The 24,887-nt window shown below is 69.4% G+C and carries 24 protein-coding genes; 11 read left to right on the plus strand and 13 right to left on the minus strand.

All coding sequences use genetic code 11. The features are described 5' to 3' along the window. The first annotated feature begins 680 nt into the window (after positions 1 to 680). Together AB0I15_RS17520 and AB0I15_RS17525 are read left to right on the plus strand one after the other, a co-directional pair. Positions 681 to 2,999, plus strand: coding sequence for a sodium-translocating pyrophosphatase (locus AB0I15_RS17520; RefSeq protein WP_358095860.1), 2,319 nt, complete (start codon positions 681 to 683; stop codon positions 2,997 to 2,999). A gap of 373 nt (positions 3,000 to 3,372) precedes the next feature. After that, on the plus strand, positions 3,373 to 3,849 hold the full coding sequence (locus AB0I15_RS17525; protein WP_358095862.1) for a histidine phosphatase family protein: 477 nt from the start codon (positions 3,373 to 3,375) through the stop codon (positions 3,847 to 3,849). A gap of 73 nt (positions 3,850 to 3,922) precedes the next feature. On the opposite strand, the gene serB is transcribed toward AB0I15_RS17525, so the two are convergent. From serB to AB0I15_RS17545, 4 genes are all read right to left on the minus strand, one after another. Continuing rightward, positions 3,923 to 5,143, minus strand: a complete 1,221-nt coding sequence (serB, locus tag AB0I15_RS17530; RefSeq protein ID WP_358095865.1) for a phosphoserine phosphatase SerB — start codon at positions 5,141 to 5,143, stop codon at positions 3,923 to 3,925. A gap of 79 nt (positions 5,144 to 5,222) precedes the next feature. Continuing rightward, on the minus strand, positions 5,223 to 5,753 hold the full coding sequence (locus AB0I15_RS17535) for a hypothetical protein (protein WP_358095868.1): 531 nt from the start codon (positions 5,751 to 5,753) through the stop codon (positions 5,223 to 5,225). A gap of 134 nt (positions 5,754 to 5,887) precedes the next feature. Further along, positions 5,888 to 6,898 (minus strand): S-adenosylmethionine:tRNA ribosyltransferase-isomerase, encoded by a 1,011-nt coding sequence (locus AB0I15_RS17540; RefSeq protein WP_358095871.1) that lies wholly within the window; start codon positions 6,896 to 6,898, stop codon positions 5,888 to 5,890. Further along, positions 6,895 to 7,551: an SDR family oxidoreductase gene (locus AB0I15_RS17545; protein ID WP_358095874.1), complete on the minus strand. Its 657-nt coding sequence runs from the start codon at positions 7,549 to 7,551 to the stop codon at positions 6,895 to 6,897. The genes AB0I15_RS17540 and AB0I15_RS17545 overlap by 4 nt, the downstream gene beginning before the upstream one ends. Before the next feature lie 101 nt (positions 7,552 to 7,652). On the opposite strand from AB0I15_RS17545, the gene AB0I15_RS17550 reads away from it, so the two are divergent. After that, the gene (locus AB0I15_RS17550; RefSeq protein ID WP_358095876.1) at positions 7,653 to 8,768 is read left to right on the plus strand and encodes a GAF domain-containing sensor histidine kinase; all 1,116 of its coding nucleotides are present in this window, start codon (positions 7,653 to 7,655) and stop codon (positions 8,766 to 8,768) included. After that, positions 8,765 to 9,385: a response regulator transcription factor gene (locus AB0I15_RS17555; protein ID WP_358095879.1), complete on the plus strand. Its 621-nt coding sequence runs from the start codon at positions 8,765 to 8,767 to the stop codon at positions 9,383 to 9,385. Before AB0I15_RS17550 ends, AB0I15_RS17555 begins: the two co-directional genes overlap by 4 nt. Here AB0I15_RS17555 and AB0I15_RS17560 read toward each other — a convergent pair. Further along, positions 9,370 to 10,095 carry a hypothetical protein gene (locus AB0I15_RS17560; RefSeq protein WP_358095882.1) on the minus strand — a complete coding sequence of 242 codons (726 nt, stop codon included), beginning with the start codon at positions 10,093 to 10,095 and terminating at the stop codon, positions 9,370 to 9,372. The genes AB0I15_RS17555 and AB0I15_RS17560 overlap by 16 nt on opposite strands. 67 nt (positions 10,096 to 10,162) lie before the next feature. Here AB0I15_RS17560 and AB0I15_RS17565 point away from each other — a divergent pair, with 67 nt between their 5' ends. The 4 genes from AB0I15_RS17565 (at position 10,163) to AB0I15_RS17580 (ending at position 12,968) form a co-directional block, all read left to right on the plus strand. Continuing rightward, a complete protein-coding gene (locus AB0I15_RS17565) occupies positions 10,163 to 10,951 on the plus strand; it encodes an ABC transporter ATP-binding protein (protein ID WP_358095885.1) in 789 nt (262 codons plus the stop codon). Between the two features lie 84 nt (positions 10,952 to 11,035). After that, a complete protein-coding gene (locus AB0I15_RS17570) occupies positions 11,036 to 11,956 on the plus strand; it encodes an SPFH domain-containing protein (RefSeq protein WP_358095888.1) in 921 nt (306 codons plus the stop codon). 11 nt (positions 11,957 to 11,967) lie between these two features. Continuing rightward, positions 11,968 to 12,723 (plus strand): sulfite exporter TauE/SafE family protein, encoded by a 756-nt coding sequence (locus AB0I15_RS17575; RefSeq protein ID WP_358095891.1) that lies wholly within the window; start codon positions 11,968 to 11,970, stop codon positions 12,721 to 12,723. A 23-nt stretch (positions 12,724 to 12,746) separates the two neighbouring features. Then, positions 12,747 to 12,968, plus strand: coding sequence for a hypothetical protein (locus AB0I15_RS17580; RefSeq protein ID WP_358095894.1), 222 nt, complete (start codon positions 12,747 to 12,749; stop codon positions 12,966 to 12,968). Here AB0I15_RS17580 and AB0I15_RS17585 read toward each other — a convergent pair. From AB0I15_RS17585 to AB0I15_RS17605, 5 genes are all read right to left on the minus strand, one after another. Continuing rightward, positions 12,961 to 13,776, minus strand: a complete 816-nt coding sequence (locus tag AB0I15_RS17585) for an NAD(P)H-binding protein (protein ID WP_358095897.1) — start codon at positions 13,774 to 13,776, stop codon at positions 12,961 to 12,963. The genes AB0I15_RS17580 and AB0I15_RS17585 overlap by 8 nt on opposite strands. A gap of 29 nt (positions 13,777 to 13,805) precedes the next feature. After that, positions 13,806 to 14,627, minus strand: coding sequence for a Rieske (2Fe-2S) protein (locus AB0I15_RS17590; RefSeq protein ID WP_358095900.1), 822 nt, complete (start codon positions 14,625 to 14,627; stop codon positions 13,806 to 13,808). Positions 14,628 to 14,747: 120 nt separating this feature from the next. Next, a complete protein-coding gene (locus tag AB0I15_RS17595; RefSeq protein ID WP_358095903.1) occupies positions 14,748 to 15,359 on the minus strand; it encodes an HD domain-containing protein in 612 nt (203 codons plus the stop codon). 1 nt (position 15,360) lies between these two features. Further along, positions 15,361 to 17,541, minus strand: coding sequence for a molybdopterin-dependent oxidoreductase (locus tag AB0I15_RS17600; protein ID WP_358095906.1), 2,181 nt, complete (start codon positions 17,539 to 17,541; stop codon positions 15,361 to 15,363). 134 nt (positions 17,542 to 17,675) lie between these two features. Beyond that, complete coding sequence (locus tag AB0I15_RS17605; RefSeq protein ID WP_358095909.1) at positions 17,676 to 18,323, minus strand: hypothetical protein; 648 nt, start codon at positions 18,321 to 18,323, stop codon at positions 17,676 to 17,678. An 886-nt stretch (positions 18,324 to 19,209) separates the two neighbouring features. Between AB0I15_RS17605 and AB0I15_RS17610 the strand changes: the two genes are divergently transcribed. Together AB0I15_RS17610 and AB0I15_RS17615 are read left to right on the plus strand one after the other, a co-directional pair. Continuing rightward, complete coding sequence (locus tag AB0I15_RS17610; protein WP_358095911.1) at positions 19,210 to 20,073, plus strand: helix-turn-helix transcriptional regulator; 864 nt, start codon at positions 19,210 to 19,212, stop codon at positions 20,071 to 20,073. 53 nt (positions 20,074 to 20,126) lie between these two features. Next, positions 20,127 to 20,351 carry a DUF397 domain-containing protein gene (locus AB0I15_RS17615; protein ID WP_358095913.1) on the plus strand — a complete coding sequence of 75 codons (225 nt, stop codon included), beginning with the start codon at positions 20,127 to 20,129 and terminating at the stop codon, positions 20,349 to 20,351. Positions 20,352 to 20,740: 389 nt separating this feature from the next. Here the strand turns inward: AB0I15_RS17615 and AB0I15_RS17620 are convergent, their stop codons facing one another. From AB0I15_RS17620 to AB0I15_RS17630, 3 genes are read right to left on the minus strand one after another with little or no spacing between them, the layout of a single operon-like run. Beyond that, positions 20,741 to 22,186 (minus strand): catalase, encoded by a 1,446-nt coding sequence (locus tag AB0I15_RS17620; protein WP_358095915.1) that lies wholly within the window; start codon positions 22,184 to 22,186, stop codon positions 20,741 to 20,743. 20 nt (positions 22,187 to 22,206) lie between these two features. Continuing rightward, entirely contained in the window at positions 22,207 to 22,422 is a 216-nt protein-coding gene (locus AB0I15_RS17625) for a hypothetical protein (RefSeq protein WP_358095918.1), read from the minus strand. Positions 22,423 to 22,477: 55 nt separating this feature from the next. Beyond that, positions 22,478 to 23,893, minus strand: coding sequence for an MFS transporter (locus AB0I15_RS17630; protein WP_358095921.1), 1,416 nt, complete (start codon positions 23,891 to 23,893; stop codon positions 22,478 to 22,480). A 103-nt stretch (positions 23,894 to 23,996) separates the two neighbouring features. On the opposite strand from AB0I15_RS17630, the gene AB0I15_RS17635 reads away from it, so the two are divergent. After that, complete coding sequence (locus AB0I15_RS17635; RefSeq protein ID WP_358095924.1) at positions 23,997 to 24,833, plus strand: helix-turn-helix transcriptional regulator; 837 nt, start codon at positions 23,997 to 23,999, stop codon at positions 24,831 to 24,833. The last annotated feature ends 54 nt before the right edge of the window (positions 24,834 to 24,887 follow it).

The raw sequence follows: 24,887 nt of genomic DNA on the forward strand, positions 1-24,887 counted from the left end.
AGCCGGGAGCCGGGAGCCGGGAGCCGGGAGCCGGGAGCCGGGGCCGGGTGTCGGGGGGCTGGGGGTTGGGTGCCAAGGGCTGAGTCTTGAGGTGAAGGGTTGAGGCAGTAGGTGATGTGGGCCTTCTGCTGAGGTGGGGTGTGCGGTCGTCGATGCCCCTCTCGGGGCCTCACTGTGTGATCTGTAACGCACCGCCATGAACGGGCCTCCCGGGCAAAGGCGTTGAAGGTACCTTTTGGGCGGCGGGTGGCGCGGTGCTGGGGTGGGGTGTTCGGGGCGGGGGTCGCTGGTGGGGCGTGGGCGCGCTCCCACGTCATGGCCTCTCACTGGCTCCCAGCGGGTCGCGCCTCAAAGATCACTTAAGTCCTCATACCTCCTTCGGCTGGTTTCGGTCGTCCATTATTGAGCCTTGCCGCGACCGTAAAGGTGCGGAAATTTCGCTTGTCAGAACACAAATCGGGTCACTGGCAGGGGATTACTGGACACTCGCATAATTAGCGGGCTCGAGAGCCTTCATATCCGCTGACTGCCTGCGTAGACTCCCGGCACCGGCCAAGGTGATCCGGCGGAACGCGGATTCAACCGGAAGCGGCACCCACAACCCGGATGGTGCCGCAACACCCGCCGAGGAGAGCCGCAGCACCGCCCGGGCGAGACGACCGGTCTTGCCGAGGAGAACGATGAGCAGGCATTTGCTGGCAGCGGAGCCAGCGTCCAATCTGGTTCTGAGCGGAAACAATCTCACCATCGTGATCGTGGTCGCCGCGGTCGCACTGATCGCGCTAGCCGTCGCCGGCGGCCTCGTGCGCGAAGTGCTGTCCGCGGGCCAGGGCACCGAACGAATGCAGAACATCGCGCGCGCCGTGCAAGAGGGCGCTGCCGCATATCTCACGCGCCAGTTCCGAACATTGGCGATCTTTGTCGTCATCATCCCCTTCCTGTTGCTCCTGCTACCTGGAGAAACCGACGTACGCGTCGGGCGTTCGATCTTCTTCGTGGTCGGTGCGGTGTTCTCCGCGCTGACCGGATTCATGGGCATGTGGCTGGCCGTGCGCGGGAACGTCCGCGTCGCCGCCGCGGCCAAGGAATCGGGCGAGAAGCGGGCCATGCGGGTCGCGTTCCGTACCGGCGGCGTGGCCGGGATGTTCACGGTGGGCCTCGGCCTGCTGGGCGCGGCCGTCGTGGTCTTCATCTACCAGGGTGAGGCGCCCCACGTACTCGAAGGGTTCGGGTTCGGGGCGGCGCTGCTGGCCATGTTCATGCGTGTCGGCGGCGGTATCTTCACCAAGGCCGCCGACGTCGGCGCCGACCTGGTCGGCAAGGTCGAGCAGGGCATCCCCGAAGACGACCCCCGCAACGCCGCCACCATCGCCGACAACGTGGGCGACAACGTCGGTGACTGCGCGGGCATGGCCGCCGACCTGTTCGAGTCGTACGCGGTCATGCTGGTCGCCAGCCTCATCCTGGGCCGGGCGGCCTTCGGCGAAGAGGGGCTCATCTTCCCCCTCATCGTCCCGATGATCGGTGTGATCACGGCGATCATCGGCATCTTCGTCACCGGCCTACGTGACCGGGACCGCAACGGCATGGCGGCGATCAACCGCAGCTTCTTCATCTCGGCCGCCATTTCGGCGGTCCTGGTGACGGGGGCCGCGTTCTGGTACCTGCCGAGCAGCTTCAGCGAGCTGACCGGCTCCACCATCCAGAACTTCGACGCCGACCCGCGGCTCATCGCCATCGGCGCGGTGCTGATCGGCCTGGTGCTGGCCAGCGCCATCCAGCTCCTCACCGGCTACTTCACCGAGACCAACCGCCGTCCGGTGCGTGAGATCGCCGAAAGCTCGGCCACGGGCGCCGCCACCGTCATCCTGGCCGGCATCAGCGTCGGCCTGGAGTCGGCGGTCTACTCGGCCCTGATCATCGGCGGCGCGGTCTACGGCGCGTTCCTGCTCGGGTTCGGGAACGTGGTGGTCGCGCTGTTCGCGGTGGCCCTGGCGGGCACCGGTCTGCTGACCACGGTGGGCGTCATCGTCTCCATGGACACCTTCGGCCCCGTCTCCGACAACGCCCAGGGCATCGCCGAGATGTCCGGCGACGTCGACGGCGAGGGCGCCCGCGTGCTGACCAGCCTCGACGCGGTCGGCAACACCACCAAGGCCATCACCAAGGGCATCGCCATCGCCACCGCCGTACTGGCGGCCACCGCGCTGTTCGGAGCCTTCCGCACGGCGGTGGAGGGAGAGCTGGCCCTGGCCACAGACTCGGTCAAGGACGCTCTGGGCCAGTTCGCCAGCTTCTCGCTCAGCATCGACCAGCCGAACGTCCTGGTCGGCCTGATCATCGGCGCCGCGGTCGTGTTCCTGTTCTCGGGGCTGGCGATCATGGCGGTCGGCCGGGCCGCGATGCGGGTGGTCTTCGAGGTGCGCAACCAGTTCCGTACCAAGCCCGGCATCATGGACGGCACCGAGCTGCCCGACTACGGCCGCGTCGTCGACATCTGCACCCGCGACTCGCTGCGCGAGCTGGCCACGCCCGGCCTGCTGGCGGTCATGACCCCGATCGCGGTCGGCTTCGCGCTGGGATACGCCCCGCTGGGCGCCTTCCTGGCCGGCGCCATCGCGTGCGGCACCCTGATGGCCGTCTTCCTGGCGAACTCCGGCGGTGCCTGGGACAACGCCAAGAAGCTCGTCGAGGACGGTCACTACGGCGGCAAGGGCTCCGAGGCCCACGAGGCCACGGTCATCGGCGACACGGTCGGCGACCCGTTCAAGGACACGGCCGGTCCCGCCATCAACCCGCTGATCAAGGTGATGAACCTGGTGGCGCTGTTGGTGGCGCCGGCCGTGGTGATGTACGCGGGCAACCCGGCCCTGCGCATCGGCATCACCGTGGTGGCGGTGGGCGTGGTGGTCGGCGCGATCGTGGTGTCCAAGCGGCGGTCGGTGACCAGCGAGCCGGCCAGCAACAACAACCGCGAGCACGAACCGGTCGCGTCGTAGCGCGCGCATCGGCTTGAAGCCGTGGCGCGCGACGGCTTGACGTCGTAGCGCGCGTCGGTACGAGGTCGTGCGCGCGTCGGTTCGGCGTCGCAGTAGGCGGCGGTTCGAGGTCGTAACGCGTACCGGCTGCAAAGGGTTTTGGGCGCCCGCTCCCGGCAACAGGGGGCGGGCGTCCGGCTTTGTCGGCCACCCGCGACGGGGCGGGGTGGGTGTCCCGCTTTTCGTGGCGCGTGCCGGCGATGGGAAACTGGGCGCGTGAACGACGACAAGCAGCCCAGCGGCGGAAAGACCCTGGGTTTCATCCTGCTGGCCATGCTCGTCATCCTGGCCGCGATCGTAGGGTTGGCCATTTGGGCCTCGAAGGGATGATGTAGTGCGCACCTTGATTGTGCTGCGTCACGCGAAAGCCGCCCAGGTTCCCGGCCTGGCCGATCGGGAGCGGCCTCTGACGGGCAGGGGTGAGCGGGACGCCAAGCGGGCGGGCGACGAGATCAGGGCGGCCGGGCTCACCCCCGGCGTCGTGCTCTGCTCACCGGCGCTCAGGACCAAGCAGACCGCCGAGATCGCCTTCCCCGAGATGGAGATCAGCTACGAGCGCGACATCTACGAGGCGTACTCGGAGGACCTGCTGGCGCTCGTCCATCGCGCGGACCCCGACCTGGACACGGTGGTGTTGTGCGGGCACAACCCCGGGGTGCATGAGCTGGCCCTGGAACTGGCCGGGGGCGACTACGTGTTCAGGCCGGGCGCGTTCGCGGTGATCGAGGTGGGGTCCGCCTGGGAGGAGCTGTGGCCGGGTCAGGGACGCCTGGTCACGCGCTGGGACCCCAAGGAAGCCGCTGAGGGCTGAGCGCAGGCTCCAAGGAAGTCGCCGATAGGTGAGCGCAGGCTCCAAGGAAGTCGCCGATGGCCGAGCGGCGGGCTTACAGGATCGTGAGCGCGGTGTCCTCGGCGTCGGCCGCCTCGACCTCGTCCCGTGAGATTCCCAGCAGGTAGAGGATCGAGTCGAGGTACGGCGTGTTGACCGCGGTGTCGGCCGCCTGGCGCACCACCGGCTTGGCGTTGAACGCGATGCCGAGCCCGGCCGCCGCGATCATGTCCAGGTCGTTGGCCCCGTCGCCGATGGCCACGGTCTGGGAGATCGGCAGGTGGGCCTGGCGGGCGAACCGCTCCAGCGCCCGCGCCTTGCCGGGGCGGTCCACGATCTCGCCCACGACCCGCCCGGTCAGCCGCCCTTCGACGACCTCGAGGACGTTCGCGGCGGAGTAGTCGATGCCGAGCTCCTCCACCAGCCCGTCGGTGATCTGGGTGAACCCGCCGCTGACGATGGCGAAGCGGAAGTCGAGCCGCTTGAGCGTGCGCACCAGCGTACGGGCGCCGGGGGTGAGCACGACCTCCTTGCGCACCTGCTCGAACACCGCGGCCGGCAGCCCTTCGAGCAGCGCCACCCGGCGCTTCAGGGACTCGGCGAAGTCCAGCTCGCCGCGCATGGCCTCCTCCGTGACCCGCGCGACCTCCTCCAGGCAGCCCGCGTGCGCCGCCAGCAGTTCGATGACCTCGCCCTGGATGAGCGTCGAGTCGACGTCCATGACGATGAGCCGCTTGGCGCGCCGCGACAGGCCGGTGCGCTGCACGGCCACGTCCACCTCCTGCGCGGCGGCCTCGGCGGCCAGCTCGATGCGCAGGGCGTCGGGGTCGGCGCCGGAGACGGACAGCTCGATGCAGGTGACGGGCCACTGGGCGAGGCGTTCGATGCGGTCGATGTTGGCGCCGGCGGCGGCGATGCGGCCGGCGATGCCCGCGATGGCGGCCGGCTGGAGCGTCGTGCCCAGCACGCTGACCGACAGGCGGCCGCGGCGGCGCTGCTCCTTGGCCTGGGACCCGGTGGAGAGCTCCACCTCCATGCCGAGGTCTTCGGCGATCCGCTCGATCGCGGTCCACATGGCCCCGAGGGTGGTGCCGGTGCCGGTGGAGGGGCCGCCGGCGTAGGCGACGAGAACGCCGAGCGTGAGCCGGCCTCGGATGACGACCTGTTCGATGTCCGCGACCGTCACCGGAAACCGCGACAAGACGGAGAAAAGGCGTGAGGTGACGCCCGGGCGATCAGGGCCGGTCAGGGTGATCAGGAGGGTGCGCTGGTCCACATCCGCCCACGGTACTGCGCCCGGTCCGGTGCTCGTGAAGCAGGTTGGGCATTCGGACTCGGACGCAGCCGGAAATGGACTAGCGGACGATCTTCGTCTTGGCCGTCTTCGCGTAGCCGCGCACCGGAAAACCGAGCCGGTCCAGCTCTTCCTTGCTCATGTTCTCGGCGCCCTGGTCGACGTCGTAGGTGATAATCCCGAGCGTCGCCTTCTGGACGCCCTTGGCCTTCTTCGAGAGCTTCGTCTCGAAGATCATGGTGACGGAGTCGCCCTTCTCCATGACCTGGTTCGCGAAGCAGTAGAAGGCGCGGCCCTCAAGGAAGCACTCGGTGTCGGCAATGCTGGTGCGGAAACGGATCCGCTTCAGGTCGACGCCCTTGGGGAACTCGCCGCCGAGGAACCAGCGGTCCGCGTAGTAGGGACCGGTGTTGATGGCGGAGATCGTGTAGTTGAGCCTGCCGCCGGCCTTGGCCGTCTTGGGCGCCTTCAGCGTGACCTTGAACACGGAGAACGGGTCGTCCATGACGGCCGCGCTCTTGGCCGCGGTGGCGGTCGTGGCAGTGGTGGCGGAAGCGGGAACAGCCGGGAGCAGCAGGGCGCCCGCGAGCAAAGCAAGCGATGCGGCCTTAGGTAGAGAGTTGCGCATTGAAACGTCTCCGGAACGAAGGGGCACGGGGACGCGACAGACTAAGCCCCCGTTAAATGTCGGCTGTTCCTATCACGAATCTAAAATCTAAGTAAAGCTTATTTCTGCAGAATCAGGTGTCCATCACCGAACTCGTGCCACAGGTATCCGTTGCGTAGCGCTTCCTCGTACGCGCGGGCCAGCGCCGGCTCGCCCGCGATCGCGGTCAGCATGAGCAGGTGGCTCGACCGCGGCTCGTGCAGACCGGTGATCAGGCCCGTGACGGCCCGTACGCCCCGCTCAGGCGTGACGATGTGCCCGGTCCAGCCCGCGGACGCGGTGACCTGCCCGTTCGCCCCCACGGCCGTCTCAAGGGCCCGTACGACGGTCGTGCCCGCCGCCACCACCCGGCCCCCGTTCTCCCTGGCCAGGTTGACCAGCCGCGCCGTGGCCGCCGGCACCTCGTACCGCTCAGCGTAGGGCGGCTCGTCCTTCTCCGGTGAGGCCACCCCGGTGTGCAGGGTGATCGGTGCGATCCCGATCCCGCGCGCCACCAGCGCCGTCACCAGGGCGGCGGTGAACGGCCGGGCCGCGCTCGGCATCTCCGCGCTGCCCGGCACCGTCGCGAACACCGTCTGGTACGCCTCGATCGGCCAGTCCCGCTCCACGTACGCGTACCGGATCGGCGCCCCGTGCGCCCGCAGGTACGCCTCCACGTCCCGGTCGAGCACCGCCCGCCACAGCCGCGGCGTCTCGCGCTCGATCAGCCGCAGCGTGGCCCGCCCCGGCATCGGCAGCCACTCGCCGGGCTCGCCCCCGCCATAGGGCTCCGACGCCTTCGCGGTACGGCGGCGCAGCTCGACCAGCCACGTGCCGTCCTGCCTGGCGGTGGAGAAGTGCACGGCGAGCCGGTCGAGCCGGACGGCCGCGGGCAGGGTCGCCGAGTTGTTGACCACGATCAGGTCTCCGGGGTCGAGCAACGCCGGCAGGTCGCTGAAGTGGTGATGGCCGGGATCGAGGTCGCCGCGCGAGACCATCAGGCGTACCGCGTCCCGCGCCATGCCCCTGGCCTCGGGCGGCTCGTGGGCCGACAGGCCGGGAGGGAGCGAGAAGTCCAGGGCCGCGGTCATTGGAGGCTCACCCTGCCGCTGGCCGGGCGGGAGCCGATCAGGTCGTGCAGGGCCGCGGCCACCTTGGCCGGGTCGGAGGCGGCCCCGGCCTCCTCGGCGCCCACGGCGTCGGCGAGCATGCGGGTGTTCATCTCACCGGGGTCGACCCACCAGACGCGCAGGCCGGGCTCCTCGGCGGACAGCACGTTGGAGAGCTGCTCGAGCGCCGCCTTGGTGGCGCCGTAGCCGCCCCAGCCCTCGTAGGCGCCGGTGGCGGCGTCCGAGGTGATGTTCACGACGGCCCCGCCCGCCGCGCGCAGCGCGGGCAGCGTGGCCTGGACGAGGGCGAGGGGAGCGGTCACGTTCGTCTCCAGCAGCACCCTGAACGCCTCGAGCGGGTAGCCCGCCAGCGGCGGCAGCGGGGTCACGCCCAGGTCGCTGGCATTGTTGACCAGCAGGTCCAGCTCGGGCGCCGCTCTGGCGAGCCGCTCGACGTGCCCGGGGTCCGTCACGTCGCCGGGGATCGCGGTGGCGCCCAGCTCGGCGGCGACCCGCTCCAAGTCGGCCGCGCCGCGGGCGGTGAGGACGAGATTCCAGCCCGCGGCCGCCAGGGACCTCGCCAGGGCGAGGCCGAGTCCGCGGGATGCACCGGTGATGATGGCTGTGTTCGTCATGGTCTCGACGTTAGGAACGCGGCCCGCCGCGTACATCGGGCTGAGGGCCCGCCCAGGTCTGGGCACATCGTCCTAGGACCAGGCCTGGTTAGAGTGGGGCCGTGACCACCGACCGAGACGAGATCCTGCAGGCGGTGAGCTCCGCGGTGCTCGCGGTCACCCGCCACCTGTCGGTCCGCGAGGTGCTGCAGGTCATCGTACGCTCCGCGCAGCGGCTGCTCGACGCCCGCTACGCCGCGCTCGGCGTGCCCGACGAGGACGGCTCGTTCGCCGAGTTCGTCGCCGAGGGGCTCACCGACAAGCAGTGGGACGCGATCGGGCCGCTGCCCAGGCAGCACGGCATGCTCGGCGCGATGTTGCACGACGGCGCCCCGGCCAGGCTGCCCGATCTGCGCAAGGATCCCCGGTTCGAGTGGTGGCCGAAGGCGCATCCGGTCATGAAGGACTTCCTCGGTGTGCCCATCCGCGACGGCGAGCAGGTGCTGGGCATCATCTTCCTGGCCAACAAGCGCATGCCGGGCGGGTTCACGCAGGAAGACCAGGAGTTGCTCACGCTCTTCGCCGCGCACGCCGCGATCGCGCTGACCAACGCCCGGCTCTACGAGCGTGGCCGGGAGCTGGCCATGCTGGAGGAGCGCAACCGGATGGCCAGGGAGCTGCACGACGCGGTCACGCAGAAGCTGTTCTCGCTCCGGCTCAGCGCGCAGGCCGCGGGCGCCATGCTCGACAAGGCCCCCGACAAGGCGGCCGCCGAGATCGAGCGCGTCCAGCGGCTGGCCGGCGAGGCCCTGTCGGAGCTGCGGGCGGTGATCGTCGAGCTGCGCCCGGCCGAGCTCGACCGGCACGGGCTGTCCGAGACCCTGCGCAAGCACGTGCGCATGCTGGACCGGCTGCACCCGTCCCTGGTGACGTTCGAGTGCGGCGAGCTGCCGTCGCTGGACCCGTCGGTCGAGGTGGCGGTGCTGAGGGTGGCCCAGGAGGCGCTGCACAACGCGCTCAGGCATTCGGGGGCCGGGCAGGTCTTCGTGCGCCTGGCCTTCGAGGACGGCAAGCTGGCGCTGACCGTGCGCGACGACGGGAACGGGTTCGAGCCGGCGGATTCGCGCGGCCTCGGCCTGGTGTCGATGCGTGACAGGGCCGAGTCGGTCGGCGGCGTCATGACCGTCGAATCGGCCGGCGGCAGAGGGACCACAGTGCGCGTGGAGGTGGGCGTGTGATCCGGGTGCTGATCGCCGACGATCATCCGGTGGTGCGGCAGGGGCTGCGGACGTTCCTCGATTTGCAGGACGACATCACGGTCGTCGGTGAGGCGGCCGACGGGGCGCAGGCCGTCGAACTGGTCGCGGAGCTGTCGCCCGACGTGCTGCTGCTGGACCTGAAGATGCCGGTGCTCGACGGGCTCGGCGCGCTCGAACGCCTGACCGGCTCACCGACCAGGGTGGTCGTGCTGACCTCGGTGAGCGACCGGTCCGACGTGGGCCCGGCGATGCGGGCGGGCGCGTCGGGGTTCCTCTACAAGGACGTCGACCCGCCGGCGCTGGTGCAGGCGGTCCGCGCCGTGCACGGTGGTCAGGTGCTGCTGGCCGCCGAGGCGGCGGAGGCCATGCTGGCCGCACCGGCCGGCAGGTCCGTCCCGGGGCCGGCGCCGCTGACCGAGCGCGAACGCGAGGTGCTCGCGCTCATCGCGGCCGGCCGGTCCAACCGGGAGATCGCCAGGATCCTGGCCGTGGCGGAGAAGACGGTCAAGACCCACGTCTCCAACGTGCTGATGAAGCTGGGCGTGCAGGACCGCACCCAGGCGGCCCTCTACGCCGTGCGTCACGGGCTGGCCTGACCTCTGATCGGCTCGAAGATGGCGTGGTGGGCGGCCACGAGCGCACGGCGTACGGCGCGGTCCAGCTCGCGCAGGGCCGCCGCGCGGGCGGCGACCTGCACCGAGGTGAGGCCGCGATCGTCGGCCACGTGCAGCACGACGGCCAGCCGGGTGGCGAGGGTGGAGACGCGGTGGGCACGGGCCGGGTAGCCGGGCGCGAGCTCGCCGCCGCGGCCGACCCGGTCGGGGCGCGACTGCGCGGGCCCCTCCACGGAGGTCAGGGCGTCGGTGGCCGAGCGGATGGCGTCGGACAGCTCGCGCTCGGCCTCGGCGAGCGAGGGCAGATCATGGCGTACGGGGCCGGAGTCGTGCACGTCGAGGCGCACTCCGACATAGGACGACCCGCGCCGGTCAGGCGTGGGCACCAGCCCGAGGTTGCGGTCGCCGAGCACCACGATCGCGGCCTGGCCGACGTCGACCGCGGCCGAGTTGAACGTCGCCGGCCCGGACAGCCCCAGCGGATCGCCGGGCGCCGGGAGGGCGAGCCGGAACTCGCGCAGCCCGTCGGAGCGCAGATTTGCGAGGTATTTACGCAAGGGGACGTCGCTCGCCACGGCGGGTCCGCCGGCGGCTTCCACGTGGTCAGCCGCCTCATCGAGGCCGACGTGACCGGCGAGCCAGGCGTTGCCCCAGGCGACCAGGGAGGGACAGACAGGCGATTCAGGGCGCACCGATCCACGATATGCGCTCGCCCTGCAATAGGTTTGTCCCGAGGGTGAGTCCTAAGGAGGTTCGGGGATGGGTGGTCAGGTGCTGCGGCTCCAGGACGTCGCCGTCAGGCGCGACGGAGCGGCCCTGCTGCGCGGCATCGACTGGACGGTCAACGAGGACGAGCGCTGGGTCGTCATCGGTCCCAACGGTGCGGGCAAGACCACGTTGCTGCAGGTCGCGGCGACGTTGCTCTATCCGAGTGAGGGCGTGGTCGAAGTACTCGGGGAGCGGCTGGGGCAGGCGGACGTGTTCGACCTGCGACCGCGGATCGGCCTGGCGAGCGCCGCGCTGGCCGAGCGGATCCCGCCGGAGGAGAAGGTCATCGACCTTGTCCTGACCGCGTCCTACGCGATCATGGGCCGCTGGACCGAGGAATACGACTCCAACGACGTGACCAGAGCCGTCGAGCTGATCGACATGATGGGCGCGGCCCACCTGATCAGGCGGCGCTTCGGCACCCTGTCGGAGGGCGAGCGCAAGCGGGTGCAGATCGCCCGCGCGCTCATGCCCGACCCCGAGCTGCTCCTGCTCGACGAGCCCGCGGCCGGGCTCGACCTGGGCGGGCGGGAAGACCTCGTACGCCGCCTGTCGGTGCTGGCCGGCGACTATCGCTCGCCGACGATGGTGCTGGTGACGCATCACGTGGAAGAGGTGCCCAGCGGGTTCACGCACGGGCTGCTGCTGCGGCACGGCTCCGTGGTGGCCCAGGGGCCGCTCGAGCACGTGATGACCTCGGATCACCTGTCGCAGACGTTCGGCGTGCCGCTCTCGCTCGATCGGAGCGCGGAGGGCCGCTGGTACGCCCGCGCACACTAGATCACATTTGCGCTGATAAAAGCCGTTCAAAGCTGAAACCAAATAGGATCTCCGGAGTCGGTTTCCTCGACTCCGGAGCGCGTCATGTCCGTCGAGCAGCTCATCGTCGTTCTCGTGGTGGTCGCGGCGGTGGGCTTCGGCGTGGCCCGCACGATCCGCATCATTCCCCAGGCCACGGCGGCCATCATCGAACGGCTGGGCCGATACCACCGGACGCTGACCCCGGGGCTGAACCTGGTGGTCCCGTTCATCGACCGCGTCAAGGACATGATCGATCTGCGCGAGCAGGTGGTCTCGTTCCCGCCGCAACCGGTGATCACCTCCGACAACCTGGTGGTGTCCATCGACACCGTCATCTACTTCCAGGTCACCAATCCGAAGGCGGCCACGTACGAGATCGCGAACTTCCTGGTCGGCGTCGAGCAGCTCACGGTCACCACGCTGCGCAACGTGGTCGGCGGCATGGACCTGGAACGCACGCTGACCTCGCGCGAGGACATCAACACCGCGCTGCGCGGCGTGCTGGACGAGGCGACCAGCAAGTGGGGCATCCGCGTCAACCGGGTCGAGCTGAAGGCCATAGACCCGCCCGCCTCCATCCAGGACTCGATGGAGAAGCAGATGCGCGCCGACCGCGACAAGCGCGCCGCCGTGCTGACCGCCGAGGGGCAGCGCCAGGCCGCGATCCTGGCCGCCGAGGGTGAGAAGCAGGCGTCGGTGCTGCGGGCGCGGGGCGAGGCGGAGGCGGCCGTGCTGCGCGCCCAGGCGGAGGCCGAGGCCCAGGCCATGCGGGCCAAGGGGCAGGCGGACGCGATCGGCATGGTCTTCAAGGCCATCCACGAGGGCAAGCCGAGCCAGGAACTCCTCGCCTACCAGTACCTGCAGACCCTGCCCGAGATCGCCAAGGGCGACGCCAATAAGATCTGGATCGTCCCATCGGAGATGGGCAAGGTCCTGGAGAATCTGGGCGGCCTGTTCACACCCCCCAAGAGCCCGGACTCCTAGAAGGAGGGTTCGTGACGGGGTGGGAACTGGCCGCGCTCTGCGTGGCCGGGGTGGTGGCCGGTGCCATCAACGCGGTGGTCGGGTCGGGCTCGCTGATCACGTTCCCCACACTGGTGGCGCTCGGCGTCGATCCCGTGACGGCGAACGTCTCCAACACCGTCGGCCTCGTGCCCGGCTCCTTCACGGCCGCGTACGGCTACCGCGCCGAGCTGCGCGGCCAGCGTGATCGGCTCATCCGCCTGGGCATGGCCTCGGCGCTGGGCGCGCTGGCCGGCGGGATCCTGCTGCTGTTCCTCGACCCCGACGTGTTCGAGGTCGTGGTCGTCGCCCTGATCGCGCTGGCCTGCGTGCTGGTCGTGGCGCAGCCCAGGCTGAACGCGTGGGTGGCCGCGCGCCGCGAGGAGCCGCACCCGCACGGAGGTGCGGCCCTGTGGCTGGGCGTGCTGGCCGCGGGCGTCTACGGCGGCTATTTCGGCGCGGCCCAGGGCGTGCTGCTCATCGGGCTGATCGGCATCTTCCTCGACGACGGCCTCCAGCGCGTGAACGCCGCCAAGAACGTGCTCGCGCTGATCGTCAACGGCGTGGCGGCCGCGCTGTTCATCGTGGTCGCGGACGTCGACTGGCAGGCCGTGGCCGGGGTGGCGCTGGGCGCGATCGTGGGCGGGTTCTTCGGGGCCAGGGTGGGTCGGCGGATCCCGGCGCCGGTGCTGCGCGGGGTCATCGTATGTGTCGGGATTGCGGCAATTATCGTACTGGTGTACGGATAAGCGGTTTTGGGTATGACTCAGGTATGAAAGGTGACCGGGTGGAGATCGTCATCGACGCCGGTGATTCACCGCGTACCTACGAGATCAGGGCCACCCGCGCCGGCCGTCGCGTCGAGGTGGCCACCCGGCGGGGGCTCGTGGAGGTGAGCGAGGTCACCCGCAGCGGCACGCCGGTGCGCACGGCCAGGTTCATGTCCAGCCGCATCCTCGCCCTCGTCGAGCACCCCGCCGACGAGGTCAGCTGAAGTCGGCCGCGTGGTCGTGCGCCCACTGGCGGAACGACAGCGCGGGCCGGCCCAGTAGCTTCGCCACGGTGCCGGTGGCCCGCTCGGGGTGGTCCACGAAGCTTCCCCACGCCTCCAGCGCGCTGTCCACGAACGTGGCCTCGCCCCACGCCTCCATGAGCCGCTCACGGGCCTCGTCGAGCGGCTGCTCCTCCCAGTGCACCGCACGCCCGATCACCTCGCCGATCACCCGCACCTGCTCGGCCTGGGTCAGCTCGTCGGGGCCGCTGAGGACGTACGCGGCGCCGTTGTGCCCGCCCGAGGTGAGCACGTGCACGGCCACCGCCGCGATGTCCTTCTCGTGGATCAGCGCCCTGGAGGCCGGCCCGTACGGCCAGCGCACCACGCCCTGCCTGATCTGCCCGGCCCAGCCCAGCGTGTTGGCCGCGAAACCGCCGGGCCGCAGGAACGTCCAGCCGAGCCCGGAGCGCCGGATCAGCTCCTCGACCTCCTCGTAGTGCGACCCGCCACCGGACGTGCGCGCCGACAGATAGACCACGCGCCGCGCGTGCTTGGCGATGGTCGCGACCACCTCGCCGGCGTTGCCCGTGGAGAAGCCGGGCCAGAGCAGGAACACGCTCTCCACGTCCTCCAGCGCGGGCTCCAGCGTCTCCGGGGCCGTCAGGTCGCCGTGTACGGTCTCCACGGGCAGCCCGGCCCGCTCCGGGTCCCTGGCGAAGGCCCGCACCTCCAAGCCCGCCTCGGCGAGCTGGGAGACGACGTGCCTGCCCACATTTCCGGTCGCGCCGGTCACAAGGATTTTGCTCATGTCCCCGACGGTAGGACCTCAACCAAACTTCAGGTCAACCCCGGCCGTACCTGGATCGTGCCGTCACGCCGGATGCGGGTCTCGAACGTGGGCGCGGGAGCGGTCGCCGGGCCGTGCTTGACCGAGCCGTCGGCCAATCGGAACGTGCTGCTGTGCCACGGGCACACCACGCAGGCCTCCCCGTCCTCCATGACGAGCCGGCCCTGGTGCAGCGGGCCGGCCAGGTGGGGACACCGGTCGGCGAGCACGGTCACGGCGTCCCCCCGGCGCAGCACGAAAAGCTGGATGTAACCCAGCCGCCGCGCCACCGGCCGGCCGTCGGGCAGGTCGCGCAGCGGGCACAGGTCGTGCCAGCCCAGCGGCACCAAATGGGTGACCTGCGGGGCGTGGTTGGCCCCCGCGGCCTGGCGGTAGGCCAGGTGGCCGCCCAGATAGGCGCCGAGCCCGCCCACGCCGAGCCCGGCGTAGGACAGCACGCGGCCCGATTTCTCGCGGCCGCGGATGCGGGCCAGCAGGGAGGCGGAGAACAGGCCGAGCGCGGTCAGGTTGGCCAGCATGTGGACGAAGCCGACCCGCTGCTGCTCGCGGTGGAGCGAGGACCAGTCGGTCAGCCCGGCGGCGGCCGTGGGCAGCGCGTTCACCAGGCCGGTGGCCAGCAGCAGGCGCGCGGCCCGCGGATCGGCGCCCGCGACGTCCAGCACCGCCGTCGAGATCCAGCAGCCCAGGCTCACCGTCGCGAGCGGCGGGTGCACCGGCTCCCCGAGCGGGACGCCGTGCAACAGGTCGCGCAGGCGGCCCTGGCGCAGGCGCCGGCGTACGGCCTTGGCCAGCACCCTGACCGGTTTGTCCATGGCCTTCGACTTCTCGAGCCGATCGGCGATGGCAACCGGCCCGGCGAAACTCCGCAATTGCCGTCGTCTCGCTCTTACTGTCTCTTTCACGACAAGTCCCCTACCCCCGCCTTGCGGGGATCACTCGGACAGGTGTCCCCTGGCCACCGAGAGTTCGACCAGCTCCAGGGCGTACGCGCCCAGTGTGGGCGAGCCTTCCTCGATGATCCGTACCTTCTCCCTGACCTGTCCCGCCTTCACCTTGAACAGCGGCCACGTGCCGCCCTCGGTGTGATGGTTGGCCAAAATCGGGGCGAATCGGTCAAGAGCCTTGGCGAACTTGGCCTCCGGGGTCTTCCTGTCCTCGAACTCGTCCCACAGCTCCCGCATCTGCGCGACCTGCTCGCCGGGCAGCAGGCCGAAAATGCGGTCGGCCGCCCGGCGTTCGGCGTCGGCCTGCATGGCGACGGCCACCGAGTCGTACACGAAGGTGTCGCCGGCGTCGATCTCCACCAGGTCGTGCACCAAGAGCATGGCCACCACCCGTTGGAGGTCGGTTCCGGGTGGGGCATGCTCGCCGAGGACCATCGCCAGCGTGCCCACGTACCAAGAGTGCTCTGCGGTGTTCTCCCGCCGCGAGCCGTCGATGAGATGGTTGCGGCGGATGATCCGCTTCAACTTGTCGATCTCGATGGCGAAGGCGATCTGGGCGTTCAGGCGGTCCTCTTCTGGCGCGATAGTCACGCGCGACACCCTAATGTGCGGTGATCACCCCGGTTGGTGAAATCGTGACCGGAACTCCGTTGAACACTGCGTTACCACTTGGGATATCGACGGCTGATTCGTCGGTGAGGGTGTTGACACTGACGCCCGCGTGCTCGGCCGCCACGCTCTGGGTGCTCCCGGCGTGCCCCCAACCGTGGGGCAGGCTGACCACGCCCGGCATGATCGTGTCGGTGGGTTCGAGCGGCACCGTGACCTGGCCCTTCGCCGATCGGACCACGGCCTGGCCGTCCAGGCCGAGCCTGGCCACGTCGGCCGGGTTGATCTGGAGCGTGCAGGTGTTGCTGCCGCCGACCAGCGGGCCCACGTTGTGCAGCCAGCTGTTGTTGGAGCGCAGGTGGCGCCGCCCGATCAGGACGATCTCCGGCGGCTCCTCCTCCAGCCTGCCCCGCAGACGCTCGACGTCCTCGATGAGCTGCGGGGGAGCCAGCTCGATCACCCCTGAGGCCGTCTTGAGCACCTCGTGCAGCCGGGGCTCCAGCGGGCCCAGGTCCAGGCCGTGCGGGTTGTCGAGCAGCTTGCGCAGCGACAGGTCGCCCTTGCCGGCCCACTCGCCGTACGGGCCGAGCCTGAGCATGAGGTCGAGCCGCCGTTCGCCGCCCGTCTCACCCTCCAGCAGGTCCCGCAGCTCCGCCACGTCCCGCCCCTCGATGCCGGAGCCGGGCGTCTCCGCGGCCTTACGCAGCATCTCGTCGATGACGAACGCGTCCAGGTCCCCTTCCAGCCCCGAAGCGATCATGGCCAGCCTGGCGAGGATCTGGGCCTCCGAGGGCTGCCCGTCCAGCGGCAGCAGCGGCGGCGAGTAGCGCGTGTAGTTGCGCACCGCGAACCCGAGCAGCGCGAAGTCGTAGTGCCCCGACTGCAGCACGCGGGGCGGGGGCAGGATGACGTGCGCGTGCTTGGTGGTCTCGTTCAGGTACGGGTCCACGCTGACCATGAAGTCGAGCCGCTCGAAGGCCGCGTCCAGCCGGTCCCCGTGGGGCGCCGACAGCACGGGGTTGCCCGCGACCGTCAGCAGCACCGTGACCTGGCCCTCGCCGGGCGTCTCGATCTCGTCGGCCAGCGTGGCCACCGGCAGCTCCCCGTTCGCCTCCGGCAGCCCCCTGACTCGGCTCTTCCACCGCCCCACCTGGTACGGCCGTCGGCGCGCGCCGAACTCCGTGGCGGGCTTGGGGAACATGGCGCCGCCCGGCCGGTCGAGGTTGCCGGTCAGCACGTTGAGGACGTCCACCAGCCACTGCGCCAGCGTGCCGAACTCGGTCGTGCAGGTGCCGATCCGGGCGTAGACGGCCGCCGTACGCGCCGCCGCCAGCTCCCTGGCCATCCGTACGATCACCGCGGTCGGCACCCCGGTACGCCGGGCGACGACCTCGGGCGGGAAGTGCTTGGCCGCCTCGCGCACCTGGTCGAGCCCGTTCACCTGGTGCGCGGGCGCGGCCAGGTCCTCGGCGAACAGCGTGTGCATGATGCCGAACAGCAGGTACGCGTCCGTCCCCGGCCGGACGAACACGTGCTCGTCGGCCAGCGCGGCGGTGCGCGTGCGGCGCGGATCCACCACGACGAGCCGCCCGCCGCGCGCCCGCAGGGCCTTCAGCCGGCCGGGGAAGTCGGGCGCGGTGCACAGGGACCCGTTGGACTCCAGCGGGTTGGCCCCCAGCATCAGCAGGTAGTCGGTCCTGTCCAGGTCGGGCACCGCGATGGCCAGCGGATGGCCGAACATGAGCCCGCTGGCCACGTGCTTGGGCATCTGGTCGGCGGTGCTGGCGGAGAAGACGTTGCGGGTGCCGAGCGCCTTGATGAGCGGCGCGCCGTACAGGGCGCCGGCCATGCTGTGGGCGTTCGGGTTGCCCAGGTAGATCGCGACGGAGCGGCGGTCGGCGACCCGGTCGAGCCCCGCCTTGACGGCGGCGAACGCCTCGTCCCAGCCGACCTCGCGCCACAGGTCGCCCTCCCTGATCAGCGGCTTGCGCAGGCGGTCGGGGTCCTCGTCGAGCCGGCCGAGACTGGCTCCCTTCGGGCAGATGAACCCCTTGCTGAACGGGTCGTCCTTGTCGCCTCGGACGCTGGTCACGTGCCCGCCCTCGTCGAGGGTGAGGGTCAGGCCGCAGACGGCCTCGCAAAGGGGACAGGTCCGGTGCACGGTCGACGTCATCACGACTCCTGAGTTCGCCAGCTGAACTCATCTTGGCTCGTACCGGACGCATGGGGAAGCCCCGGAGCCCCCGCGGTCTCCGGGGCTTGCACCCTAGGGAATTTCCCGGATTCCCTAGGTCCTGGTGAGAGCCGTCAGCCCACCTGCTGCAGCACGACCTCGGTGCGCAGATCAGGCGGCTCCTCGAGGTCGGGTCTGAGCGAGAGCCAGGCTCGGCGCCCGTACAGCCGGTCGAGGCCGGGCGAGGTCGTCCCCGGCGTCTCGTCGCGCCTGACGATCTCGACGATGACGAACTGGGCGCGCCGGCGGTGGCGGTAGACGTTCGCGCTGCGCGCCCAGCAGGCCGCGGCGATCTCCTCGCTGTAGGCCTCGAACTCCTCGGCGCAGATGCCCGCCCTGGTCAGGATCAGCGCCTTCTCCCCGGTGGACGTCGGCGTGATCCAGAGCACGAGCGGGATCCGGCCGGCCCTGGTGTGCATGGTGGTCTCCAGGCAGACCCGCTGCAGGCGGTGCCTGGACACCACGCACCAGAAGTGGGCGGTGATCCAGTTGCGGCCCGTCCTGGTGGCGGCCGGCACCGAGATCGCGCTGGTCAGCAGGATGAAGGGCACCCACCTGCCCTCCTGGGTCGCGCCCAGGAGGGTCAGCGTGAACAGGGCCAGCCCGGAGAGCAGCAGCAGCTCCGTACGGATCCGCCAGAGTCGGACCAGCACCCCGCCGCCGCGGGGAGCCGGGAGGTCCTCGTAGGCCGGGTAGATCTGGTTGCGTGGATTCCTCGACATGTCAGGACACCTCCTCGATCACCCGGTGTGGCAGCTTGAGCTGGTCGAAGCGTGGGTCGCGGTAGCAGCGGGAGCCGAAGCCCGTCCTGCTCACAGTCCACCCGATGCGGTGTGCGAATTCGTCGGGCTCCATGCAGATTTCGCGATCGGCCAACGCGATGAGTTCCCGGATCCGGGACTTGATTCGGCTGAGTCCCTTGGTACCTTGTGAGTACATAGAAGACCCCTTTCGCGGCATTTTAGAGGTGGCTTCTTGGCCGGTCCGACGGCTGATGACCGGTCCCGCCGCAGGGTGGCAGCCCATTTGCGGCGACCTGGTGGTCAGCCTCGGTCCGGCATTTCGCGCGCTCGAATGAGCGGAATCTCGCTGAGTGGTTCAGGCGTTTACGCGGTCCTTCCGGCAAGCGGCCTCCCTGGGACGGATTCTCATTTCCGGGACGGCGACGTTGCCGGTGAGACGGCCCTTGAGCGGGCGCGCGATCGTGACGGGAAGGCTCGATGCGTACGGCCGTGGTGTCATGTCCGGCCTCCTCAACTCTCGAGAACCCTCCTGCTCCTGATCGTCCCCCGCGTGGGTCGACCCTGCAATACCTCCAGCAAGGGAAGATTTAACTTTCTTCGCGACTTGCTGCTCAGCTTGCCCTGCAACTTGCACGAGAAGTGTCGAGGGTCCACGGCCAGGGGAGCGAGGAGAAAACCAGACCCGGCCTCGACGGCTTCGTAGAGCGTGTCTTGCCCCTACGCTCTACCCGTGAAAGCCTTCTGGCAAGGGCATGCGGCACTACACGTGCAACTTGCAGTGTAAGATTGGGCGAACGGCCCACGAAGCCGGGCCCCAAACGGTCCCTTCCGGCTACACCTTCATTCCCGAGAAGGAGAGTGGACGGTGCCAACGCAGCAGGGCAGTCCAACAGTACGTCGGCTCCGGCTGGGGCAGGAGTTGCGCTTCCTGCGTGAGCGCAAGAAGCTCACGGGGGCCAAGGCGGCCAAAGAGCTCGGCTGGTCCCCCAGCAAGGTCAGCCGCATCGAGGCGGCCAAGACCATGCCCAGCGGCGACGACATCAAGGCCATGGCCAAGCTCTACCGCGTCGACGGAGACAAAATTGACGAGCTCTTCGGCCTGTTGCGGGATGCGGAGCAGCGTGGGTGGTGGGAGGATTACGAAGACTCTCTGCCGGAGGAATACACAAGATTCCTCGGGCTCGAAGCCGAGGCGACATTCCAGCGCAACTGGGAACCCCAGGTGGTGCCTGGCCTGCTGCAGACCGTGGACTACGCCAGGGAAGTGATCCTGGCCACGCGGGGCATCGCGCGCATCACGCACAGCGGTGTCAGGAGCCGGGTCGAGGCTCGGCTCGACAGACAGCAGCGCGTGCTGCACAAGACGGATCCCTGCGCTTACACCGTGGTGCTCGACGAGTCGGCGCTCATGCGCCGCTTCGGTGAGCCGTCGGTGATGCGCGAGCAGATGGAGCATCTGCTGGAGATCTCGATGTTGCCGTACGTGAGTGTCCAAGTTCTCACCCTAGACTCACTTCATCCGGTTAACACCGGTGCGTTTATTCACCTGAAGTTTTCCGCCTTTGATGATGTTGTGTACCTAGAGCACCTGTATACTGCTCACTTCGTCGAAGATCTCGAACGAGTGGCTGGATACGAAACGGCTTTTGACCATATTCGGTCAGAAGCGTTGGACGAGGACGAGTCGCGTGTCCTTATCCAGCGGAAAGCCATGTTGTGGCGACGTTAGCGACAAAACCTCAGAAAGGGGCAATGGTGCCCCTTTACGCATTTGGGGAGAAAATGTACAACCACACTAATGCGGCCGCCTGGCGGAAGAGCACCTTCTGCAACGGTGCGTCGACGTGCGTCGAGGTTGCCCCCCTGGCCGACGGCAATGTCGCGCTGAGGGACAGCAAGGAACAGGACGGACCCGTCCTGGTCTTCACCCCGGCGGAGTGGGCGGCGTTCACGGCCGGTGTCCGTGGCGGCGAGTTCGATCTGGCCGCTCTCGTAGCCAGCGCATAAAGAACGGCCCTGGCGTGTTGATGGCACAACCTACAGGGCCGTTCGGGATGGAGGCGTCGCAAGCGACCTCCGCGAGTTTCCAGCTCTGGCGCAAGATCGAGCATAGAAGACCCGCATATCATGGCACACTCACCACCGTCTTGATCAAGCTCCGGCACGGCCCTTTTTCCGGCCGGACGACCCCCAGGTGATCCCGCCGCCGCAGCGGTAGCAAGCGCGGCAGGAGGACTCCGGCCTGGGCATCCTGCGACTTTCGATAATGCAGATTTTCCACCCGCTGCCGTATGAGCGGGAAATGATGAAAGCGCTCCGCCGGTTCGGCGGAAAATACTCGTGAGAACGGCCCGCGCCCCGGCAGGGACGCGGGCCGTTCCGTCGTCGCGGGTGGCTCAGGACAGGCCCAGGCCCTGGGCGACGCGGGAGCCGAGATCCTTGTGGATGTTGGTCCAGTATTCGACGACGCGCTTCCTCATGTCGTCCGTGACCTCGGGGGCCGAGGCGTGGCCGACGATGTTGCCCACCATGTTGGCGCGGTCGCCGTCGGAGAGCACGTTCTCCCAGAAGGCGCGCGGCTGCGCGTAGTCGTCGTCCTCGGCGTGCCTGCGGTACGCCGAGCGGAGGACCTCGCCGGTGACGTGGTAGTGCTCGCCCTCGTACACCGACGGGTCGGCGACGGGGCCGCCTGCGGTGTTGGGGGCGTACACCGGGTCCTGGGGGTTGCTGAAGGTCATCGGGCCGTCGAAGTTGTAGGAGTTGACCGGGTTGCGCGGCTGGTTGATCGGGAGTTGCAGGTAGTTGGGGCCGATGCGGTAGCGGTGCGCGTCCGGGTAGGAGAACAGCCGGCCCTGGAGCATCTTGTCGGGGGAGGCGCCGATGCCCGGCACCAGGTTCGACGGCTCGAAGCCCGACTGCTCGACCTCGGCGAAGTAGTTCGCCGGGTTCCTGTTGAGGGTGAACCTGCCGATCGTGATCTCGGGGTAGTCGCTGTGCGGCCACACCTTGGTCAGGTCGAACGGGTTGAACCGGTAGTCGGCGGCGTCCTCGAACGGCATGATCTGCACGTTGACCGTCCATGACGGGTGGTCGCCCCTGGCGATGGCCGTGTGCAGGTCGCGGGTGTGGTGGTCGGGGTCCACGAGCAGTGCGGCGGCCTCGTCGGCCGTGTAGTTCCTGATGCCCTGCTCGGTCTTGAAGTGGTATTTGATCCAGAACTTCTCGCCGGCCGCGTTGTACCAGAGGAACGTGTGGGAGCCGAAGCCGTGCATGTGCCGCCACGAGGCGGGGATGCCGCGGTCGGTCATCAGGAACGAGACCTGGTGCGCCGACTCCGGCGACAGCGTCCAGAAGTCCCACTGCATGTTGTTGTCACGCAGGTGGTTGTCGGCGCGGCGCTTCTGGCTGTGGATGAAGTCGGAGAACTTCTGCGGGTCGCGGATGAAGAAGATCGGCGTGTTGTTGCCGACAATGTCGTAGTTGCCGTCTTCGGTGTAGAACTTGATCGCGAAACCGCGCGGGTCGCGAGCGGTGTCGGCGCTGCCCAGCTCGCCGGCGACGGTCGAGAAGCGCAGGAAGAGCGGTGTCTCCTTGCCCTTCTGGAACAGCTTCGCCTTGGTGAACTGGCTGACGTCCTCCGTGATCCGCAGGATGCCGTGGGCGCCGGCGCCCTTGGCGTGCACCACCCGCTCAGGGACGCGCTCCCGGTTGAAGTGCGCCATCTTCTGGATCAGGTAGTGGTCCTCCAGGAGCAGGGGGCCGTTCGGGCCGACGGACAGCGAGTGCTCGTCGCTCGGGGCGGGGATGCCCGCGTCGTCCGTGGTGATGGGCCTGGTCGTCATCGCGTCTATCCTCCGAATGATCATCTTTGGCAGCTCGGGCAGACGTCCCAGTACGTGACGCCGGCTTCGTCCACGCCATGACCGGCCGCGTCGGCGGGCTCGAGGCAGGGCTCGGCCGCGCAGCCGACGTCGGTCACGGTCCCGCACCGCCCGCAGAGCAGGTGCAGTGCGTTGTGGACGGCCTGGAGGGGCGTCTGTCCCACGCGTTCGCGTACGCCGCAGTCGTCGTCCCTCATACCTCCCAACGTATGCGCTAAACCTGAATCATTCAAGTAAAGGAATTATGCAACTCTAGGCGGCGACCGGTACGCGCCGCCGTACGAGGAAGAGACTGCTCAGGCCCGCGACCACGGCCAGGGCGGCCATGGCGACGGCGGAGACCATCGAGGCCGACGCGCCGCCGGAGCCCTGGCTCAGGGTGATGAACAGCGTGCCCACCGTGGAGACGCCGATGACCTGGCCGAGCTGCATCACGGTGAGCAGCGCGCCGCTGGCGTCGGCCGCGTACGCGCCGTCCACCTGCTCGGTCGCCATGTTGGTCACCGCGACCTGAACGCCGAGACCGGCACCGACCAGGGCGCTCATGACGGCGTACAGGGGACCGCCGCCGGCGGCCAGGCCCAGCCCGAGGTAGGCCGGCGCGGCCACCACGTAGCCGAACGGCACGAGCGGACGCTGCAGGCGCAGGGGCAGGCGCGGCCAGACGAGCCCGACCAGGCCGAAGGCCAGCGCGCAGGGCACCAGCATCATGCCGGAGGCCAGCGGCGTCAGGTGCAGGTCGCCCTGCAGGTGCAGGGCGGAGGTGAACAGGAACGCGCCCCAGGTCGCCGGGCCGAACAGCAGGATCGCCAGTCCGGGCCGCATGCCGGGCGCGCGCAGCACGCTCGCGTCCACGAGGGGACGCCCGCCGCGCGCGGTCACCCACCGCTCGACGCGCACGAACGTGACGAACATCACCACGCTCAGCCCCATCGAGATCCAGCCCCACACCGGCCAGCCGAGGTCGCGGCCGAGCACCAGCGGCACCACGAACAGCAGCACGGCCGCCGACAGGCTCGCCAGGCCCCACGGGTCGAGCCCGGTGCCGTGCCCGCCCTGGTCGGCGGGCAGCACCCGCATGCCCGCCACGAGCAGCAGCGCCCCGATCGGGACCAGCAGCAGGAACACCACGCGCCAGCCCAGGCCGAGCCCCAGCAGGATGCCGCCGAGCGCCTGGCCGACCACGATGCCACCGCTGATCACCAGCGACCACAGGCCGATCGCCCGGCCCCGGGCCGCGCCCTGGTAGTTGCGCTGGATCAAGGTGAGCACCTGCGGCATCATCAACGCGGCCCCGGCGCCCTGCAGCAGCCGGGAGCCCACCAGCCAGCCCGTCGAGGGCGCGAGGCCCGCGGCCAGCGTGGTGAGGGTGAAGACGGCCAGGCCGCCCAGAAACGCGTTGCGATAGCCGAACAGGTCACCGACCCTGGCTCCAGTGATCAACAGGACGGCGTAGACAATGGTGTAACCGGCGACGATCATCTGCAGCCCGGCCCCCGACGAGCGCAGGTCCGCCTCGATGGTGGGGGTCGCCACGTTCACGATGTTGACGTTCAGGATGGCCAGGAACTGTCCCACGAGGATGATCGCCAGGAGCAGGCCGCTGGCCTTGGAGGCCTCCTGTGGTTTTGTGTCCACGGAAGGGGAGATGACGGCAGTTTGCGACATGCTGCCGAGTCTGCCGCGAACCTGGTACCAGTAACGAGAGCCCATTTATACTGGTATTGGCGGTAACTGGTTAACGACCGCTGTTTCGCCCCATAGTGGAGAGATGAGCGTGACAGAGCTGAGGCGTACCGATCTGTCGGCGTTCCTGCGTACGCGTCGTGAGCGGATCACGCCGGAGATGGTCGATCTCGCGCCGGGGCCGCGCAGGAGGACACCAGGGCTGCGCCGCGAGGAGGTGGCCCAGCTCGCCGGGGTGGGCGTGACCTGGTACACGTGGCTGGAGCAGGGGCGGCCCATCAACGCCAGCGCCCAGGTGCTCGACGCGATCGCGCGTACGCTGCGGCTCGACAGCGCGGAGCGGCACCACCTCTACCGGCTGGCGGGGCAGGCCGACGATCCGATCCCGGTGGACTCGGGGCAGGTCACGCCCGAGATGCGGGAGATACTCGGTCGGCTCGGCGACATGCCCGCCTGCGTGTCCAACAGCCGGTGCGACGTCCTGGCCTGGAACGCCGCCTACGCGGAGCTGTTCCCCGAGCTGGTCGGCGCGCCCGAGGGGGAGCGCAACTCGCTTTGGCACACCTGCCTCAGCCTCTCCCCCCGGACGCTGCTGCTCGACCGCGATCACGAGCTGGCGCGGGCCGTCGCCGTCTTCAGGGGCGCCTACACGCGGCACGCGGACGATCCGTGCTGGCAGGACTTCGTGCGCCGGCTCAGCTCGGAGAGCGCCGAGTTCGCACGGCTGTGGGCCAGGCAGGACGTGGCGGAGCCGGGGCCGCGGGTGAAGGCGTTCCAGCACGTGGAGGCGGGGGTGCTGCACTTCAGCACGACCAGCCTCACGGCCGTGCCGGAGCTGCGGCTGATCGTCTACACGCCGATGGACGACGAGACCCGCCGAGCCATGTCCATTTTGGTGGGCGCTGGGGGTGCTGCGCGGTAATCAGCCCTGCATGGCATGCTCGATCCCTGAAAGACAGGATTCGAGCGGAAGTGG

The sequence above is a fragment of the Nonomuraea sp. NPDC050643 genome, from assembly GCF_040654715.1.
GTDB lineage: Bacteria > Actinomycetota > Actinomycetes > Streptosporangiales > Streptosporangiaceae > Nonomuraea.

Excerpts from the sequence above, each read along its gene's own strand:
- AB0I15_RS17520 (WP_358095860.1), top strand. The coding sequence starts at position 681 with ATGAGCAGGCATTTGCTGGCAGCGGAGCCAGCGTCCAATCTGGTTCTG.
- AB0I15_RS17540 (WP_358095871.1), bottom strand. The coding sequence starts at position 6,898 with ATGACCGCGGCCCTGGACTTCTCGCTCCCTCCCGGCCTGTCGGCCCAC.
- AB0I15_RS17545 (WP_358095874.1), bottom strand. The coding sequence starts at position 7,551 with ATGACGAACACAGCCATCATCACCGGTGCATCCCGCGGACTCGGCCTC.
- AB0I15_RS17565 (WP_358095885.1), top strand. The coding sequence starts at position 10,163 with ATGGGTGGTCAGGTGCTGCGGCTCCAGGACGTCGCCGTCAGGCGCGAC.
- AB0I15_RS17570 (WP_358095888.1), top strand. The coding sequence starts at position 11,036 with ATGTCCGTCGAGCAGCTCATCGTCGTTCTCGTGGTGGTCGCGGCGGTG.
- AB0I15_RS17580 (WP_358095894.1), top strand. The coding sequence starts at position 12,747 with ATGAAAGGTGACCGGGTGGAGATCGTCATCGACGCCGGTGATTCACCG.
- AB0I15_RS17585 (WP_358095897.1), bottom strand. The coding sequence starts at position 13,776 with ATGAGCAAAATCCTTGTGACCGGCGCGACCGGAAATGTGGGCAGGCAC.
- AB0I15_RS17590 (WP_358095900.1), bottom strand. The coding sequence starts at position 14,627 with ATGGACAAACCGGTCAGGGTGCTGGCCAAGGCCGTACGCCGGCGCCTG.
- AB0I15_RS17600 (WP_358095906.1), bottom strand. The coding sequence starts at position 17,541 with ATGACGTCGACCGTGCACCGGACCTGTCCCCTTTGCGAGGCCGTCTGC.
- AB0I15_RS17605 (WP_358095909.1), bottom strand. The coding sequence starts at position 18,323 with ATGTCGAGGAATCCACGCAACCAGATCTACCCGGCCTACGAGGACCTC.
- AB0I15_RS17615 (WP_358095913.1), top strand. The coding sequence starts at position 20,127 with ATGTACAACCACACTAATGCGGCCGCCTGGCGGAAGAGCACCTTCTGC.
- AB0I15_RS17620 (WP_358095915.1), bottom strand. The coding sequence starts at position 22,186 with ATGACGACCAGGCCCATCACCACGGACGACGCGGGCATCCCCGCCCCG.
- AB0I15_RS17625 (WP_358095918.1), bottom strand. The coding sequence starts at position 22,422 with ATGAGGGACGACGACTGCGGCGTACGCGAACGCGTGGGACAGACGCCC.
- AB0I15_RS17630 (WP_358095921.1), bottom strand. The coding sequence starts at position 23,893 with ATGTCGCAAACTGCCGTCATCTCCCCTTCCGTGGACACAAAACCACAG.
- AB0I15_RS17635 (WP_358095924.1), top strand. The coding sequence starts at position 23,997 with ATGAGCGTGACAGAGCTGAGGCGTACCGATCTGTCGGCGTTCCTGCGT.